General features: G+C 65.2%; 17 protein-coding genes. 11 read left to right on the top strand and 6 right to left on the bottom strand.

Annotated elements, in window-relative coordinates; translation table 11 throughout:
* The first annotated feature begins 137 nt into the window (after nt 1-137).
* Nucleotides 138-416 carry a CtrA inhibitor SciP gene (sciP, locus tag PRN20_RS15920; RefSeq protein ID WP_055046067.1) on the top strand — a complete coding sequence of 93 codons (279 nt, stop codon included), beginning with the start codon at nt 138-140 and terminating at the stop codon, nt 414-416.
* Between the two features lie 206 nt (nt 417-622).
* Here the strand turns inward: sciP and PRN20_RS15915 are convergent, their stop codons facing one another.
* Complete coding sequence (locus PRN20_RS15915) at nt 623-1249, bottom strand: glutathione S-transferase family protein (RefSeq protein WP_273958527.1); 627 nt, start codon at nt 1247-1249, stop codon at nt 623-625.
* 153 nt (nt 1250-1402) lie between these two features.
* Between PRN20_RS15915 and fliF the strand changes: the two genes are divergently transcribed.
* The 6 genes from fliF (at nt 1403) to flhA (ending at nt 8818) form a co-directional block, all read left to right on the top strand.
* Complete coding sequence (gene fliF / locus PRN20_RS15910; protein WP_273958526.1) at nt 1403-3073, top strand: flagellar basal-body MS-ring/collar protein FliF; 1671 nt, start codon at nt 1403-1405, stop codon at nt 3071-3073.
* Between the two features lie 11 nt (nt 3074-3084).
* On the top strand, nt 3085-4161 hold the full coding sequence (gene fliG / locus PRN20_RS15905; RefSeq protein WP_273958525.1) for a flagellar motor switch protein FliG: 1077 nt from the start codon (nt 3085-3087) through the stop codon (nt 4159-4161).
* Nucleotides 4161-4799, top strand: coding sequence for a FliH/SctL family protein (locus PRN20_RS15900; protein ID WP_273958524.1), 639 nt, complete (start codon nt 4161-4163; stop codon nt 4797-4799). The genes fliG and PRN20_RS15900 overlap by 1 nt, the downstream gene beginning before the upstream one ends.
* 38 nt (nt 4800-4837) lie before the next feature.
* Nucleotides 4838-5125, top strand: coding sequence for a flagellar motor switch protein FliN (gene fliN, locus PRN20_RS15895; protein ID WP_273959036.1), 288 nt, complete (start codon nt 4838-4840; stop codon nt 5123-5125).
* A 9-nt stretch (nt 5126-5134) separates the two neighbouring features.
* Nucleotides 5135-6505 carry a sigma-54-dependent transcriptional regulator FlbD gene (flbD, locus tag PRN20_RS15890; protein ID WP_273958523.1) on the top strand — a complete coding sequence of 457 codons (1371 nt, stop codon included), beginning with the start codon at nt 5135-5137 and terminating at the stop codon, nt 6503-6505.
* Between the two features lie 216 nt (nt 6506-6721).
* Nucleotides 6722-8818 carry a flagellar biosynthesis protein FlhA gene (flhA, locus tag PRN20_RS15885; RefSeq protein WP_273959035.1) on the top strand — a complete coding sequence of 699 codons (2097 nt, stop codon included), beginning with the start codon at nt 6722-6724 and terminating at the stop codon, nt 8816-8818.
* Between the two features lie 17 nt (nt 8819-8835).
* On the opposite strand, the gene PRN20_RS15880 is transcribed toward flhA, so the two are convergent.
* Nucleotides 8836-9036, bottom strand: coding sequence for a hypothetical protein (locus PRN20_RS15880; protein WP_273958522.1), 201 nt, complete (start codon nt 9034-9036; stop codon nt 8836-8838).
* Complete coding sequence (locus PRN20_RS15875) at nt 9033-10085, bottom strand: hypothetical protein (protein WP_273958521.1); 1053 nt, start codon at nt 10083-10085, stop codon at nt 9033-9035. The genes PRN20_RS15880 and PRN20_RS15875 overlap by 4 nt, the downstream gene beginning before the upstream one ends.
* A gap of 111 nt (nt 10086-10196) precedes the next feature.
* On the opposite strand from PRN20_RS15875, the gene PRN20_RS15870 reads away from it, so the two are divergent.
* From PRN20_RS15870 to PRN20_RS15860, 3 genes are all read left to right on the top strand, one after another.
* The gene (locus PRN20_RS15870) at nt 10197-11318 is read left to right on the top strand and encodes a zinc-binding metallopeptidase family protein (RefSeq protein ID WP_273958520.1); all 1122 of its coding nucleotides are present in this window, start codon (nt 10197-10199) and stop codon (nt 11316-11318) included.
* 39 nt (nt 11319-11357) lie between these two features.
* Nucleotides 11358-11795, top strand: coding sequence for a GNAT family N-acetyltransferase (locus PRN20_RS15865; RefSeq protein WP_273958519.1), 438 nt, complete (start codon nt 11358-11360; stop codon nt 11793-11795).
* A 286-nt stretch (nt 11796-12081) separates the two neighbouring features.
* A complete protein-coding gene (locus PRN20_RS15860) occupies nt 12082-12564 on the top strand; it encodes a PRC-barrel domain-containing protein (RefSeq protein ID WP_273958518.1) in 483 nt (160 codons plus the stop codon).
* A gap of 58 nt (nt 12565-12622) precedes the next feature.
* Here PRN20_RS15860 and fliJ read toward each other — a convergent pair whose 3' ends face one another.
* The gene (gene fliJ, locus PRN20_RS15855) at nt 12623-13036 is read right to left on the bottom strand and encodes a flagellar export protein FliJ (RefSeq protein WP_273958517.1); all 414 of its coding nucleotides are present in this window, start codon (nt 13034-13036) and stop codon (nt 12623-12625) included.
* A 29-nt stretch (nt 13037-13065) separates the two neighbouring features.
* Complete coding sequence (gene fliI / locus PRN20_RS15850; RefSeq protein ID WP_273958516.1) at nt 13066-14406, bottom strand: flagellar protein export ATPase FliI; 1341 nt, start codon at nt 14404-14406, stop codon at nt 13066-13068.
* Between the two features lie 393 nt (nt 14407-14799).
* On the opposite strand from fliI, the gene ctrA reads away from it, so the two are divergent.
* Nucleotides 14800-15510: a response regulator transcription factor CtrA gene (ctrA, locus tag PRN20_RS15845; RefSeq protein WP_273958515.1), complete on the top strand. Its 711-nt coding sequence runs from the start codon at nt 14800-14802 to the stop codon at nt 15508-15510.
* A 248-nt stretch (nt 15511-15758) separates the two neighbouring features.
* On the opposite strand, the gene PRN20_RS15840 is transcribed toward ctrA, so the two are convergent.
* Entirely contained in the window at nt 15759-16139 is a 381-nt protein-coding gene (locus PRN20_RS15840) for a response regulator (RefSeq protein WP_273958514.1), read from the bottom strand.
* Nucleotides 16140-16536 lie beyond the last annotated feature (397 nt).

Genomic DNA, 16536 nt, shown 5'->3' with positions numbered 1-16536 from the left:
TCGCCTACCTCGACTTCACAAGCGACCGCATATCCACAGGGCATCCGCTCTTAACGCATTTTAAGTAATGCCTTAGGCGAATTTTAAGCGCGATCCGGTAGCTTCTGCGGCGTGGTCAGGTTGAGTAAGTGAGTACAATGACCGTCCAAATGCGTCCCCGTGTAAAGTACGTAATCGGTCCGGATGGGAGTCCGTTGACGATTGCGGACCTACCCCCCAAGGACACCCGCCGCTGGGTCATCCGCCGCAAGGCTGAGGTCGTCGCCGCCGTTCGCGGAGGGCTGCTGAGCCTCGAGGAGGCCTGTCAACGTTATACGCTGTCCGTCGACGAGTTCCTCAATTGGCAGGCCGCCATCGACAAGCATGGCCTTGCCGGGCTCCGTACGACCTGGATTCAGCACTACCGCGAAGGCTGAGCCCTTCGCCCATGAGTTTCGAGCCCGCCCGGCAAGGCCGCGGCGGGCTTGTTGCTTTGGGCGGGCTTTTCGCGATCGGTGCCCGGTGATGAGCGGCGGAGTGCGCTGAGAGATCGCTGGGTCCCCGGGTCAAGCCCGGGGATGACGGTGGATGGAGTGGCGAGTGCGGTGCTTTCCGCCGGGGCGACAACCCGCGAGCTTGGCGGCTACGGCGTTTCCGCGCTCATGTACTTCTGCCCTTCGGGCGTCGCCTTCAGCTTTTCGTAGTGGTCCCTGATCGCCGGAAAGTCCGGGTGCTCGAACGGGGTCGAAAACCAGCGGTGCGCCGATAGGGCCACCGCGAGGTCCGCGATGCTCATCCGGTGGTTGGCGACATATCCGCCGCCCTTGATCAACTGGTTCTCGAGAATCTGCATCGCCGCCGTCCACTTCCTGATCGACTCGGCGATCCGCCCCTCGTCGGTGAAGGCGGGGTTGCGGCGCATCAGCGCCTGCACGGCATAGCCCCATTGCGCATTGAGTTCGGCCACCTGCCAGGTCAGCCACTGGTCGACCAGTGCCCGCTCCTTGGCGCCGACCGGCCAGAGCCCGCTTCGCCGCGTGTCGGCGAGATAACGCATGATGGCGTTGCTCTCCCACAGGACGAACCCGTCGTCGATGATGACGGGCACCAGCGCATTGGGGTTGAGCGCCAGGTATTCCGGCTCATGCGGGTCGCGGTGGGGCAGCCCCCAGAGCTCCGTCACGTACTCGGTGCCGATAAGGTCCGCCGTCCACAACACCTTGCGCATGTTGATCGACGTAACCCGTCCCAGGATTCGAAGGTCCCCCATACTCACTTCTCCTTAACTGTCACTGGGCAAACCCTGCCGCTTTTCGCATTTTGCGATACCGAGTTAACGCCTTGTTTACCATCAGGTCGGTAATTTTTGCCTATGGGCTCGGTGCGTTCACGCGCACCCACGACTAGGTAGGGGTGATCCCGCGTGGACGGGTTGGTAACGTTCTTCAACCGCCTTGGTTTGGCGCGGGTCGCCGCCATGGGCGTGATCGCTGTGGTGATGCTGGGCTTTTTCGCCTTCCTCATCATGCGCGCTTCGACCCCTCCGCTGGCGCCGCTCTACTCAGGGCTGTCCTTCGAGGACTCGGCGGCAATCGTCAGCGAGCTGCAGACCCAGAACGTCACCTACGAAATCCGTGGTGAGGGCGACACCATACTGGTGCCGCGCGACCAGATCACCACGATTCGCATGTCGCTCGCCCAGGACGGCCTGCCCACCCGCGGCCAGGTCGGCTACGAGATCTTCGACCAGCAGTCGACACTGGGCGCGACGAGCTTCGTTCAGAACATCAATAACGTCCGCGCGCTCGAGGGCGAGCTCGCCCGCACCATCTCATCCCTCGCCCGCATCAAGAGCGCCCGTGTCCACCTCGTGCTGCCCGAGCGGGCCCTGTTCAGCCGCGAGCAGAAGGACCCCACGGCTTCGATCGTCCTCTCCGTCCGCGGCGAACTGAGCGCCGGAGAGATTCGGGCCATCCAGCACCTCGCCGCGTCCGCCATCGAAGGACTGACCCCCTCGCGCGTATCGGTGGTCGACGACACCGGTCGCCTCCTCGCCTCCGGCGCCGGGAACGGCGCGGAAGACATGATCGCCGGCGAGACCGAGGAGCGCACGCTCAATCTCGAGAATCGCCTCCGCGCCCGCCTCGAGGACCTGCTCGCCAATGTCGTTGGACCCGGCCGCGCCCGCGTGCAGGTGAACGCCGAGCTCGACCTCAACCGGTTGAGCAAGACGTCGGAGACGTTCGACCCGAACAGCCAGGTCGTCCGCTCGACCCAGACGCGCGACCTCGCCAACTCGTCCACCAACGGCAACAGCGGCCAGGTCAGCGTCTCGAACGAGCTTCCCGGCGCCTCGACCAATACCGGCTCGGCCAGCGGCGCCGCCGAAGACTCGACCACCACCGAAGAGACGACGAACTTCGAAATCTCCAAGGTCACCCAGACCGAGATGACCGAAGCCGGCGGCATCAAGCGGCTCTCGATCGCGGTCGTGGTCGATGGCACCTATGTTGCCGACGCCAGCGGCACCTCCACCTACACGCCGCGCTCGCAGGCCGAGATCGACCAGATCATCGCGCTGGTGAAGTCGGCCTCCGGCTACAGCGAAGGCCGCGGCGACCAGGTGGAAGTCGCGAACCTGCAGTTCGCCGATCGCCCGGAGCTCGCGGCCGTGGGCACCGCGGAAGCCGGCCTCTTCGACTTCACCCGCGACGACCTGATGAACGGCGCCGAGATGGCGGTTACGCTGCTGATCGCGCTGGCGCTGGTCTTCTTCGTGCTGCGTCCGCTGCTGAAGCGCGTGCTGGCGCCCGAGCCCAAGACCCTGGCCCTGCCGCCGAGCGCCGAGCTTGGCGCCATTCCCGGCGCCGGCGGCTTCGGCCCCGATGGCTCCCCCTCATCGCTTCCCAGCCTCAACGGCGAGTTCGAGGACGAGGACGGCCCCAGCACGCCGCGCGACCCCGCCTGGATGAAGAACGCCAAGTCGATGGGTGAAACCCAGGCCAACACGCTTCGCACCGTCGGCAACCTCGTCGAAGAGCATCCCAAGCAGGCCGCGCTGATCGTGCGCGACTGGCTCGCCAGCGCCGCGTGAGGATGAACTAGATGCCCCCCAACTCCCTCGCACAAAACGATACTCAACAGGCGCTCACCACCCAGCTGGTGGTCGGCGCCGATGCCAAGCAGCGCACCCTCAAGGGCGACGAGAAGGCCGCCGTCCTGCTGCTGGCGCTCGGTCCGGATTTCGGCAAGCCGATCCTCGAGGAGCTGGACGAGATGGAGATCCGCCAGCTCTCCCGCGCCATGGTCAAGCTCGGCCCCATCACCCAGGAGATGCTCGACACACTGTTCATCGAGTTCGTGACAACGATCTCTTCGAACGGCTCGCTCTCGGGCAACACCGATACCACCGAGCGCCTGCTGCTCTCGTTCCTGCCGGCGGACCGGGTCGATTCCATCATGGAGGAGATCCGCGGGCCGGCCGGCCGCAACATGTGGGAGAAGCTCTCGAACGTTCAGGAAGACGTGCTCGCGAGCTACCTCAAGAACGAGTACCCGCAGACCATCGCCGTCGTCCTCTCCAAGCTCGCCACCGACCACGCCGCCAAGGTGCTGGCCTCGCTGCCCGAGGAGCTGGCGATGGAAGTGGTCCAGCGCATGCTGGCGCTCGACCCGGTGCAGAAGGAAATCCTCGAGAAGATCGAGACGACGCTGCGCACCGAGTTCATGTCGACGCTCTCGACCACCAAGCGCCGCGACAGCCACGAGCAGATGGCCGAGATCTTCAACGCCTTCGACCGCCAGACCGAAGCACGCTTCCTGACGACGCTCGAGGACCGCGACCGCGACGGCTCCGATCGCATCAAGGCCCTGATGTTCACCTTCGAGGACCTGGCCCGCCTCGAAGCCGGCGCCATCCAGACCCTGGTCCAGAAGCTCGACAAGAAGGAGCTGGCGCTTGCGCTCAAGGGCGCCAACGACATGGTCAAGGACGTGTTCTTCGCCAACATGTCGGCTCGCGCCGGCAAGATGCTCAAGGAAGACATGCAGGCCATGGGCCCGGTGCGCCTCAAGGACGTGGACGAGGCGCAGGGCCGCATGGTCGCCACCGCCAAGGACCTCGCCGCCCGGGGCGAGATCGTCATCACCAAGGGCAAGGCCGATGAGGAGATGATCGGCTGATGACCGCCTCTCCCGCCCGTTTCACCTTCGACCTCGACCTCGGCCGCAACGAGGACAGCCACTCGATGGTCCCCGAGACCGCCATGGTCGAGCTGCTGGCCGCCGCGCGCGCCGAAGGCGTCGCCGCCGGCAGGGCCGAAGGTGAGCGCACCGCCCTCGCCAATGCCGCCAAGGCCCAGGCCGCCGCAGCCGAAGCTCTCGGATCGCGCGTCGCCGCCATGGCCGCCGCCATGGACGATGCCCGCAAGCAGGCCGTCGCCGACGGCGTGGAGCTCTCGCTCTCGATTGCGCGCAAGCTTGCCGGCGGCCTCATCGCCCGCGAACCGACCGTCGAGATCGAGACCCTGGTTGCCGAGTGCATGGCGACGCTCGACGGCGTGCCCCATCTCGTCATCCGCTGCGAGCCCATGCTTGCCGACGCCGTGCGCGATATCGCCACCGGCAAGATGACCACTTCCGGCTTCACCGGCCGCCTCGTCGTCCTCGGCGACCCCGATGTCGCCATCGGCGATGCGCGCATCGAATGGGCCGATGGCGGGGTGGTTCGCGACATCCGCAAACTCAGCACCGAGATCGACTTGAAGATCGCCGAATACTTTGCCGCCCGCGGCATCCGCAACCAGGAGACCGAACAATGAGCACCGGCGGCATTAACCCCGGGGTCGAGTTCGAGGAAATGACGGCCCCGGGCCGCGACGGCCAGATGGCCGCCGGCGAGAAGACGGCCGCCGACCTCGAAGCGGTCTTCGACGTCCCCGTCCGCATCTCGGTCGTCCTCGGGCGCGCCAAGGTCCCCGTTGCCAACCTGCTCAAGATGGATGTCGGCAGCGTCGTCGAGCTCGATCGCCAGGTGGGCGAAGCCGTCGAGATCTACGTCAACGACCGACTGGTCGCGCGCGGCGAGATCATCCTCGTCGAGAACCGGCTCGGCGTCACCATGACTGAAATTATCAAGGCAGCGTAGGAGCGCACCATGCGGCTACTGATCGTCGGCGCCCTCGAAGGCCAGCTCACCACCGCCACCAAGCTCGCCATGGATGGCGGCGCCAAGGTTGCCCACGCTCCCTCCATCGAGATCGCGCTCGCCTCGCTCCGCGCCGGGCGCGGCGCCGACCTGATGCTGGTCGATGTGATGATGGACATTGCCGGGCTGATCGCCGGGCTCGAGGCCGAGCGCTTCGTCATTCCCGTGGTCGCCTGCGGCACCGAGAGCAACGCCGCGGCGGCCGTGAACGCCATCCGCGCCGGCGCCAAGGAATACATCCCCCTGCCCCCCGACGCCGAGCTGATCGCCGCGGTGATCGCCGCCGTTGCCCGCGAGTCGACCGACTTCCTCTATCGCGACCCGGCCATGTCTCGCGTGGTGAAGCTCGCCGACCAGGTCGCCCCGTCCGACGCCTCTGTGCTGATCACCGGCGAGAGCGGCACCGGCAAGGAGGTGATGGCCAAGTACCTCCACTCCCGTTCCAAGCGCGCCTCGCGCCCGTTCATCTCGATCAACTGCGCCGCCATCCCCGAGGCGCTGCTCGAGAGCGAACTGTTCGGCCACGAGAAGGGCGCCTTCACCGGCGCCATCGCCCGCCGTATCGGCAAGTTCGAGGAAGCCTCGGGCGGCACGCTGCTGCTCGATGAAATCAGCGAGATGGACGTGCGGCTGCAGGCCAAGCTCCTCCGCGCCATCCAGGAACGCCTCATCGACCGCGTCGGCGGCACCAAGCCCGTGCCGGTGGATATCCGCATCATCGCCACCTCGAACCGTAACCTCGCCGAGGCGGTGAAAGAGGGCAGCTTCCGCGAAGACCTGCTGTTCCGGCTCAACGTCGTGAACCTGAAGCTCCCGTCGCTGCGCGAACGCCCGGCCGACGTCGCCGCCCTCTCCGACCACTTCGTCGAGAAGTATGCCAAGGCGAACGGCCTCGGCCAGCGCACCCTCTCCGAGGAGGCCCGCGCCGCTCTGCTCAAGGCCCCGTGGCCGGGCAACGTGCGTGAACTCGAGAACACGCTCCATCGCGCGGTGCTGCTTTCCGGTGGCGAGGTCATCGGCCCCGATGCCATCGCCATGCCCGACGGCACGGGCCTCTCCGAGGTGGTCGCCACCGCGTCGCTCGCCGCCCAGGCCGCGCAGACCGCCGAGACCATCGCCCGCTCCATGGTCGGCCGCACCGTCGCCGACGTCGAGCGCGACCTCATCCTCGACACGCTCGATCACGTGCTCGGCAACCGCACCCACGCCGCCAACATCCTCGGCATCTCGATCCGCACCCTGCGCAACAAGCTCAACCAGTACATGGACGAAGGCATCCCCGTGCCCGGCCCGGGTGAACAGCGGAACTCGGCGGCGTGAGGATGGATAGTCTGGTGCTCGAAACGTACCCCCACCCCTGTTCCTTCCCCGCAAGGGGGAGGGAGACGTCATCACACCTGCCCGTGGCCCGCGACGACTTGCGAGCGCAGGTCACCTCCCCCCTTGCGGGGGAGGGACAGGGTGGGGAGTACCTTGAGGCACTGACTTTCGAGGCCGTCCGTGGCTGATCTTTCCGCCCCCGGCCCCGACCGTGGCATGAAGCTCCCTGCCTTCTCACTGAAGGGGTTGATGAAGGCGATCGGCACGTCCGAGATCGGTCTTGCCGCAGGCGTGATGGGGATCATCCTCGTCCTGATCGTGCCGCTGCCGCCGCTGCTGCTCGACCTGCTGCTTGCCATCTCGATCGTGTTCTCGGTCCTGATCCTGATGACGGCGCTGTTCATTCAGACGCCGCTCGAGTTCTCGTCCTTCCCGACGGTGCTGCTGATCTCGGCGCTGCTCCGCCTGGCACTCAACCTCGCGACCACCCGACTGATTCTGTCGGAGGGCCATAACGGCACCGATGCCGCCGGCCACGTCATCGAGGCCTTCGGCCAGTTCGTCACGCGCGGCAACTTCGTCATCGGCGTGGTCGTCTTCGCGATCCTCCTGATCGTGAACTTCATCGTCATCACCAAGGGTTCGGGCCGCATTGCCGAAGTCGCGGCGCGCTTCAACCTCGACGCGATGCCGGGCAAGCAGATGGCCATCGACGCCGACCTGTCGGCCGGGCTCATCGACGAGACGACCGCCAAGACACGCCGCGCCAATCTCGAAGCCGAGAGCGCCTTCTTCGGCAACATGGACGGTGCGAGCAAGTTCGTGCGCGGCGACGCCATCGCGGGCCTGCTCATCACCTTCATCAACATCATCGCCGGCATGGTCATCGGCATGCTGCAGGAAGGCCTGAGCTTCCAGGAAGCTGGCGGCGTCTACACCCTGCTTACCATCGGCGACGGCCTCGTCAGCCAGATCCCGGCGCTCATCGTTTCGACCGCCGCCGGTATCCTCGTGTCGAAGTCCGGCGTCACCGGCTCGGCCGACAAGGCGCTGGTCACCCAGTTCACCCACTATCCGAAGGCCCTCGGCATGTCGGCGGCCGTCATCGGCGGCCTCGCCCTGCTGCCTGGCATGCCGATCATCCCGTTCCTCGCCCTCGCCGGTGGCGTCGGCTGGCTCGCCTTCAAGTCCGGCAAGCGGAAATCCGTCGCTGCCGACAAGGCGATCATCGAGACCGCCATGGCCGAGGCGCAGCAGCTGAAGCCGTCCGAGGAAGCGCCGATCACCGACAGCCTGCGCATCGACGAACTCAAGCTCGAGCTGGGCTATGGCCTCTTGTCGCTGGTCAAGGAAGACGACACCGGCACCGACCGGCTCACAGAGCAGATCAAGGCGCTGCGGCGCCAGCTCGCGACCGAACTCGGCTTCATCATGCCGCCGGTCCGCATCCTCGACAACATGCAGCTCGAGCCCAACGACTACAGGGTCAAGATCAAGGAGGTCGATGCCGGCCGCGGCCAGATCTTCGCGCACCAGCTGATGGTGATGGACCCGATGGGCAAGGAGATCAACCTGCCCGGCATCCACACCACCGAGCCGACCTTCGGCCTGCCCGCCACCTGGATCGAGCCGGCCCTGCGCGACGAGGCGGAGCTGCGCGGCTATTCGATCATCGATCCCTCGACGGTTATCTCGACCCACCTCACCGAGGTGCTGAAGGCCAACGTCTCGGACCTCCTGAGCTACGCCAACGTCCAGTCGCTGCTTTCGGGCCTGCCCAAGGACCAGCAGAAGCTCGTCGAGGACATCGTGCCCGGCCAGATCTCGGTGTCGGGCATCCAGCGCGTGCTGCAGACCCTGCTCACCGAACGCATCTCGATCCGCGACCTGCCCACCATCCTCGAGGGCATCGCCGAGATCGCCGGCCCGGGCCGCACGGCCCAGTCGATCGCCGAGCACGTCCGCTCGCGCCTGTCGCGCCAGCTCTGCGCCGCTAACCTCGGGCCAGACGGCAACCTGCCGCTGCTGACGCTGTCACCGCAGTGGGAGCGCGATTTCGCCGAGGCCATGATCGGGGATGGCAACGAGCGCCACCTCGCCATGGCACCTTCGCGCCTGCAGCAGTTCATCGTCGGCATCCAGCAGGGTTTCGAGAACGCGGCCCAGATGGGCGAGATCCCGGTGCTTATCACCTCGCCAGGTATCCGCCCGCATGTCCGCGCCATCATCGAGCGCTTCCGCCCGCAGACGGTGGTCATGAGCCAGAACGAAGTGCATCCGCGCGTGCGGCTGAAGACGATCGGGAGCATCTAGCTCCCGAAGCGCCGCGGTCAGTCGGCGTAGGTCGCCAGCAGCCACGCGACCAGCGCCGCCCGGTCCGCAGGCAGCCCGTCCGGCGGCAGGATGGCGGAGCCGAAGCCGTGCCGACGGAGTGCCTCGCCGAGGGCGAGCGGCCGGTTTGCCGGGTTTACCACCTTGAGCGTCCGGTCCGCGATCTCGGTGGCGAGGGTCTTCGACATGCGTTTGGTCACGGCTGCGGGCTCTCGGTCAACCTGGGTCTGAGGCCGGCAAGCGCGCCGATCCCCCACCCCACTCCTAGCATCAGCAGCGGCGTGTAGACTGCCCCCCAATAGGAGTTGAATGGCTTGCCCACCGCCGCGAACAGCACGGCATAGGCCACGACCGCGGCGAGCGCCAGCGTGCCGCCGCGCCAGGCCCAGAGCCCCAGCAGCCCGAGCGGGAGGAAGATTGCCGCGAGCCACTCGGGGCCGAGGCTCCACAGGCCATTGAAGCCCACGGTCTTCAGCACGAACCCGATGCCGCCGAACTGCAGCCAGCTCTCGGGGTCGGCACGATCCATCGGCCCAAGCTGCTGGGTAACTTGCCACCAGTGCCAGCCGAAATAGGCGGCGTACGCGATCGCGCCCGCGGTCCAGCCTGCGACCTCGCCCCAGCGCCGCTCGCGCAGGGCGAGGATGGCGGCAATCACGACATAGGGCGCGGCGAACTCGCGCAGGAACAGCGCCGCAAGAGCCGCGACGAGCCCGCCCCGGCGCCAGCCATTGGCATAGGCCACCACCGACAGCAGGATCAGCGTGCCCGCCGGGACTTCCGAGAAATAGAGGCTGGCCGGCGAGACGATCGCTCCGAGGCTGCCGCCGACGGCAACGAGCCCGAGCGCCGCGACCGCGACGCCGGCATCGCGGCGCAGGACCCAGTAGGTCAGGGCCAGCCCTGCAACCGCCAGTGCCCCGACGAGGCCCTGAACCGCCGCCAGGGGAAGCGTCGAGAGCAGCATCGGCCAGGCCGGCGTCCGCCAGTTGAACACCGAGCGAGTGCCGTAGCCGTCCGCCACCAGCACCCCGTGGGCCGCGTCATAGTAGTCGGCCCCGGACTTCATCCGCTCGACGATGCGCTGGTAGCTGACGAGGTCGCCCTCCCCGGGCACCGCGGCCGCCCCTGCATCCGGCGCCGACCCCGGCATGGCCAGCAGCCAGAGCAGCAGCAGGATTGCGGCAGCCGCGACGGCGACGGGCGCCCATCGCATCGGCTGCGGGAGCTGTTCGAGTCTGGTGTGCATCCGGGCCCTCTCGCGGCCGATCCTGCCGGTTTAGCCTTAATTTTTCGGCCTCCCGCACAGGAACTGTCCAACACCATGAGGCATTGTCAGCGGGCGTCCCGGACTCCGGCCATGAAGCTCTTCCGCTGCGATCACTGCGGCAACCTGCTCTACTTCGAGAACACCCGCTGCGAACGCTGCGGCCGGCGGCTTGGCTATGCGCCGCTGCTGAACCGCATGCTCTCGCTCGAAGGCGGTCCCGACGTATGGACGGCACCCTTCGTCGACAACATGCAGTTCGTCTTCTGCGCCAATGCCGCCCATGGCGCCTGCAACTGGCTCATCATCCATTCACCGGGCGCGGGCCCCTACTGTCGTGCCTGCCGGCACAACGAGCTGGTGCCCGACATCGACCAGCCGGTCGACCTCATGCGCTGGCAATCCATCGAGCGGGCCAAGAAGCGGCTCGTGTATTCGCTGCTGCGGCTGCACCTGCCGCTCGCCAATCGTGTCGAGGATCCGGTGCATGGCCTCGGCTTCCGCTTTCCCAACGAGGACTTGTCGTCGACGCCGGTCCTCACCGGACATGCGAGCGGCATCATCACGATTGCGCTGAAGGAAGCGGACGATGCGGCGCGCGAGTATCGGCGTACGCAGTTCAAGGAGCCGTACCGGACCCTGCTCGGCCACTTCCGCCACGAGATCGGCCACTACTACTGGAGCGTCCTCGTCAACGGCCGCCCCTCCCACGCCGAGTTCAGGCGTCTGTTCGGCGACGAGAACGATCCGAGCTATGCGGACGGGCTGAAGGACTATTACGAGCGCGGAGCGCCCGCCGAATGGCAGCAGCGCTACATCTCGGCCTATGCCACCGCCCACCCCTGGGAGGACTTCGCCGAGACCTTTGCACACTATCTCCATCTGGTGGACACTACGGAAATGGCGGCGGCGTTCGGCGTGCAGCTGAAGCCCAAGGTGGACAAGTCCGGCCAGCTCACCGTCGACCTCGACTACCAGCCCTATGACGAGCCTGACATCGCCGAGCTGGTCGAGAACTGGGTCCCGCTGTCCTCGCTGATCAACAACCTCAATCGCGCGGTCGGCCAGCACGACGCCTATCCGTTCGTCCTGACGCCTGAGGTGATCGACAAGCTCGGCTTCGTGCTCCGCATCATCCATGAAGCGGGGACATCGCTGTGGACCGTCCCCGGGCCCTCGGGGCCGATCCCGATCAACGTTCCCATCACGCAGTGACCGTAGCGCCGGCGCCATCGATATGATTGTCTCCCGGCCATGGCCGACGACATCACAATCCTCACGGTTCCCGTGTTCTCCCCACTCGCGAACGCCGCCTTCGCGCTCCGGCGGGAGGTGTTCATCCTCGAGCAGCGCATCCCGGAATCCGAGGAGTTCGACGCGGACGACCTGACCGCGACCCATGTGGTCGCAATCGCGGCAGGCGCCGTCGTCGGCACCTTGAGGATCATCGACACGCCGGAGCACGCCAAGATCGGCCGCGTGGTCGTCGCCCGGCACTGGCGCGGCCACGGCATTTCGACGAGGCTTCTCCACCACGCGATGGAACTGGTGCGGGCGAGAGGCGGAGCCCGCTTCTATCTCGCCGCCCAGCACGACAAGCTGGCAGTGTACGAAAAGCTCGGCTTTGCGGCCTTCGGCGAGCCTTTCGACGACGGTTCGGGGATCCTGCACCGGTCGATGAAGACCTACTGATCGGCCCGCCCGTTAACGGCTCGTTCACCCGTTAACCCGGCGATCCGCCCGTTGCCGACAATTTTGCGTTATTTGTAGTGATGAGAGGCGACATGCCGCCTCACACCCACGCTGGGAGGCGTGAAAGGCCGGACCTCGGAAAACGGGGCCGGCCTTTTGACCGTCCGCGACGGGGAACAACTCGCACTCCGTCACGTTCAGTCTGCATCGGGCCGTGCAGCACGCAACAGCCAAGCGTGTGCCGCACGGCCTTGTTTTTGACAGACACGAACGAGAGGACGATACAATGTTCCGCACATTGCTGACCACGACCGCGCTTGCCGCCCTGCTGACGACTGGCGCCATGGCCCAGGATACGCCGGCCACCACCGAGGCTCCGGCGGCGACGACCGCGGTGACCGCTCCGACCTCCATCCTCGCGACCGGATACACCGTCACCGACAAGGATAACCTCGCCACCGAGATCATCGGCAAGCAGGTCTATTCCTCCACCGCGGCCGACGCCGAGCATATCGGCGACGTCAACAACCTGGTGGTCGGCGAGAACGGCCAGATCGGCGCCGTTGTCATCGGTGTCGGTGGTTTCCTCGGCATCGGCGAGAAGAACGTCGCGGTGAACTACGCCGAGCTCGAGTGGGTCACGGCCGAGGATGGCACGGAGCGCTTCGTCCTCCCCACCACCAAGGAGGCCCTCGAAGCCGCCCCCGGGTTCGAGACGACCGACGCCGGCGCCCCGGCGGCGGACGGCGCAACAGTTCCTGCAAACTGAGGTACAAACGCCAAAGGCCCGCGCAAGCGGGCCTTTCCCTGTTCACGGCTGGCTTTGACTACCGCCGGATGTGGCGCAGACGGCCAATCTCGTCGTATTCGGACTGCTCGGCCTTCGCCTCCGCCGCAGCCTCGCGGCTGTGCTCGCGCTGATCGAGCAGTTCGACCTTCTTGAGGTCTTCCACCGCTTCGGCCAGCGCATCCTGGGCGGCCTCGAGCTGGCCCTTCATGTCGCGGGCCGAGGCAAGCAGGTTGTCACGGCGCGCGATGGCGGCCTTGGCAAAGGTCGAATAGGCGAAATGGGCGACGTCCGAGATACCGGTCTTCTGCTGCTCGATCTCGATCTGCTGGTCCAGTTCGGACGCCATGCGCTCGAAATCGGCGATCATCATCTCGATCTGCGTCAGCTGCCGGCGCTTCTCGTCCACCTGAAACTTCTTGAGCCGGATCAGGCTTTCGCTGCGCGACTTCATGACTTGTACTCCTTACACACTCAAGTCATTCACTTCACTGGTGCGGATTCCCCGCCCACCTTGTCCAGGATTGCCTGCAGCATCACATAGCCGTCGGCGATCGAGGTGCGCTCTTCCCGCTGCTGGGTGAGAAACGACTCCAGCGCCGGGTTGATTGCGATGGCACGGTCCACACCCGGATCCGATCCCTTGCGGTATGCCCCCAGCCGGATCAGTTCCTCCATGTCGGCAAATGTCGACATGAGCTCTCGCGCCTTCTGCAGCATGGGCCGGATATTCACCGGCACGCATCCCGGCATGGTACGCGAGATGGACCGGAGCACGTTGACCGCCGGGTATCTTCCCCGTTCCGCGATCGAGCGCTCCATTACGATGTGCCCGTCGAGGATGCCGCGTACGGCGTCCGCAATGGGCTCATTGTGGTCATCACCTTCCACCAAAACGGTAAACAGTCCGGTAATGGAGCCTGAGTCCTTTAACCCAGGTCCTGCCCGCTCGAGCAGCCGCGGCAGCTCGGTGAACACTGTCGGGGGGTAACCCTTGGCGGTTGGCGGCTCGCCGATCGCCAGCCCGATCTCGCGCTGCGCCTGCGCAAAACGGGTGAGGCTGTCCATCATGCACAGCACGCGCTTGCCCTGGTCGCGGAAGAATTCCGAAAGCGCCAGAGTAAGATAGGCCGCCTGCCGGCGCATCAGCGCCGCCTCGTCGCTCGTCGCGACGACGACCACCGCCTGCTGGATGCCGACTTCGCCCAGATAGTCGGTGACGAACTCCTGCACCTCGCGGCCGCGCTCGCCGATGAGCCCGATCACCGCCACGTCGACCTGCGCATTACGCGCCAGCATCGACATCAGTACCGATTTGCCCACGCCCGAACCGGCGAAGATACCCATGCGCTGGCCTTCGCACATGGTGGTGAAGGTGTTGAGCGTCCTCACCCCCATGTCGAGCGGGTCACCCACGCGCACCCTCTCGTGCGCCGGCAGCGGCACCTGGCGCAGGGGGTAGGCCGTGGTTCCCGCCAGCAGCGGACCCTTGCCGTCGATGGGCTGGCCATCGGCGTTGATCACCCGTCCGAGCCAGTGCTCGGAGGGCTGCACGGCCCCGTCATGCTTCTTGAACAGCGCCCGGCACCCCAGCCGCACGCCCGTGAGAGCCCCGAACGGGAGGCAGAGCGCATGGCCGTCGCGGAAGCCGATGATCTCGGCCCCGAGCATGGCTCCAGCGCTGGTTTCGATCTCCACCCGCCCGCCGACGCGAAGCTCGCGCACCGGCCCGACGATCTCGACGAGCAGACCCTGCACGGTTTTCACCCGTCCGAAGACTTCCACGTCCTCGATGGCATCGATTGAGGCTTTTAGGGACTGCATAGACCTCGATCGGGGCTAACGAATCGCTAGGTTTTGAGGGTAACCGAACGTTAAGCAAAAAGCGTTAACCATGGCGTTCTCATCCGACCTCCGCCCATTTTGCGCCCCTCCGGGATTTCCACATCCGGGGCCCGGTTTCCATGAGTCACGAGAGTCGATTGAAGAGCTTTCTTAACCTAAAAAATTAAGTTACGGAGCGCCAAATTATTCAGCATTTTCAACGATTTAATATATCGTTAGCGAGATAAGGTTTGCATCTTGCGGATCAGAATTAAACTTTGTTAACTAATTGCGCTTAGGTTTGGGTCATATCCAGTAGGGTTCGGTTAAGGGTGAAGGCGCAGGGCGCTTCATCCATGGTTCCAGCAGGAACGGTTTAAGGGGATTGACGGCATGCGTGTGCTCTTGATCGAGGACGACAGCGCAACGGCGCAGAGCATCGAACTGATGCTCAAGTCTGAGAGCTTTAACGTCTATACGACGGACTTGGGCGAAGAGGGTGTCGATCTCGGCAAACTCTACGACTACGACATTATCCTGCTGGACCTGAACCTGCCCGACATGTCGGGCTACGAAGTGCTGCGCACCCTGCGCGTAGCCAAGGTGCAGACCCCCATCCTGATCCTTTCCGGCCTCGCCGGCATCGAGGACAAGGTGCGCGGCCTCGGCTTCGGCGCCGACGACTACATGACCAAGCCCTTCCACAAGGACGAACTGGTCGCACGTATCCACGCCATCGTACGCCGGTCCAAGGGCCATGCCCAGTCGGTCATCAATACCGGCGACCTGAGCGTCAATCTCGATACAAAGACCGTGGAAGTGCAGTCGCAGCGCGTGCACCTCACCGGCAAGGAATACCAGATGCTGGAGCTCCTCTCGCTCCGCAAGGGCACGACCCTCACCAAGGAAATGTTCCTCAACCACCTCTACGGCGGCATGGATGAGCCCGAGCTGAAGATCATCGACGTCTTCATCTGCAAGCTCAGGAAGAAGCTCTCCGTCGCCACGGGTGGCAAGAATTACATCGAGACAGTCTGGGGCCGCGGCTACGTGTTGCGCGAGCCCGACGAGAACGAGAGCTTCGCGGAATCCAGCGTCGCCTGATTTCTACGTCTGCTTGCGGCGGACCTGAGACCCCGTGCCGAGAGGCGCGGGGTTTCTGTTTTGGGCACCAACCCCCGTCGTCATTCCCGCTAAACCAAGGGGGATGCCTGCAACACCCGCCAGCACCCAGGATACCGCACCAGGTTCCCGCTTCCGCGGGACTGACGGCTGGGTGTTTCGGCAATGGGATCGGGAAACGACCGTGGTGGGCAGGCAACTGAGCGAACGGCGTTGTAAGCCGCCTACGCTCAAGCGACGCTAACGCGCCCCTTCTGCATCTCGGTGAACTTGGACTCGAGGTGGTCGCGCTCGAACGGCTTCATCATGTAGTCGTCGACGCCCGCCTTCAGCGCGATCGCGATCTGGCCGATGTCGTTCTCGGTGACCATGTAGACGACGCGGGGGACATGCCCACCGACATAGCCGCGCAGCAGCTTGAGGAACTCGAGCCCGCTCATGATCGGCATCTGCCAGTCAAGAAGGATTGCGTCGGGCATCTCCTGACGGCACTTGTCGAAGGCTTCCTGCCCGTCCTCGGCCTCGTCGACGATGAAGTCGAGATCCTCGAGGATACGGCGCGCGACTTTCCGGACCACGCTGGAATCATCGACCACCAGGCAGGACTTCATGACGCTTCTCCGACGGCGGCGGGTGGCCGCTCGCATCTCCTATCCTTCAAATCTGCCTATGAATGGTTAGCGCCCAATTACGGATGCGGCGAATGGCACTGCGTGATCGCAACGCCACTCGACCGTCTGTTCACGAACTTTTTTGGCAACAGACGGCACCTGACCAACATTTTTGTCGGCACGGCGTGCGAAATCCACTAGATTCGCCTCCCGCGATGTTTTCGCGTCGACTGAATGAAGATGCGCGACGCAATGACGGGGGTGTTCGGGGGCAACCGAGTACGCACCAATTCGTTCGGAACGCGGTTTGTCGGATAGCGGCATCCGTGTTACTACTGAATTCGAACTTAATCTTATCGTGCGTATCCAGGGGCTCATACGTGACTTACTCGACCCA

This window comes from Devosia sp. ZB163, from assembly GCF_028613635.1.
In the GTDB taxonomy this organism is placed as follows: Bacteria; Pseudomonadota; Alphaproteobacteria; order Rhizobiales; family Devosiaceae; genus Devosia_A.
Note: the sequence above shows the minus strand (reverse complement) of the source record. Positions and strands in the feature narration are given on the sequence as shown.

Coding starts and splice junctions, on each gene's coding strand:
- fliI (WP_273958516.1), bottom strand. CDS start 14,406: ATGCAGTCCCTAAAAGCCTCAATCGATGCCATCGAGGACGTGGAAGTC.
- PRN20_RS15865 (WP_273958519.1), top strand. CDS start 11,358: ATGGCCGACGACATCACAATCCTCACGGTTCCCGTGTTCTCCCCACTC.
- PRN20_RS15840 (WP_273958514.1), bottom strand. CDS start 16,139: ATGAAGTCCTGCCTGGTGGTCGATGATTCCAGCGTGGTCCGGAAAGTC.
- sciP (WP_055046067.1), top strand. CDS start 138: ATGACCGTCCAAATGCGTCCCCGTGTAAAGTACGTAATCGGTCCGGAT.
- fliJ (WP_273958517.1), bottom strand. CDS start 13,036: ATGAAGTCGCGCAGCGAAAGCCTGATCCGGCTCAAGAAGTTTCAGGTG.
- flhA (WP_273959035.1), top strand. CDS start 6,722: ATGAAGCTCCCTGCCTTCTCACTGAAGGGGTTGATGAAGGCGATCGGC.
- fliN (WP_273959036.1), top strand. CDS start 4,838: ATGACGGCCCCGGGCCGCGACGGCCAGATGGCCGCCGGCGAGAAGACG.
- flbD (WP_273958523.1), top strand. CDS start 5,135: ATGCGGCTACTGATCGTCGGCGCCCTCGAAGGCCAGCTCACCACCGCC.
- PRN20_RS15870 (WP_273958520.1), top strand. CDS start 10,197: ATGAAGCTCTTCCGCTGCGATCACTGCGGCAACCTGCTCTACTTCGAG.
- PRN20_RS15915 (WP_273958527.1), bottom strand. CDS start 1,249: ATGGGGGACCTTCGAATCCTGGGACGGGTTACGTCGATCAACATGCGC.
- PRN20_RS15875 (WP_273958521.1), bottom strand. CDS start 10,085: ATGCACACCAGACTCGAACAGCTCCCGCAGCCGATGCGATGGGCGCCC.
- PRN20_RS15860 (WP_273958518.1), top strand. CDS start 12,082: ATGTTCCGCACATTGCTGACCACGACCGCGCTTGCCGCCCTGCTGACG.
- fliG (WP_273958525.1), top strand. CDS start 3,085: ATGCCCCCCAACTCCCTCGCACAAAACGATACTCAACAGGCGCTCACC.
- ctrA (WP_273958515.1), top strand. CDS start 14,800: ATGCGTGTGCTCTTGATCGAGGACGACAGCGCAACGGCGCAGAGCATC.
- PRN20_RS15900 (WP_273958524.1), top strand. CDS start 4,161: ATGACCGCCTCTCCCGCCCGTTTCACCTTCGACCTCGACCTCGGCCGC.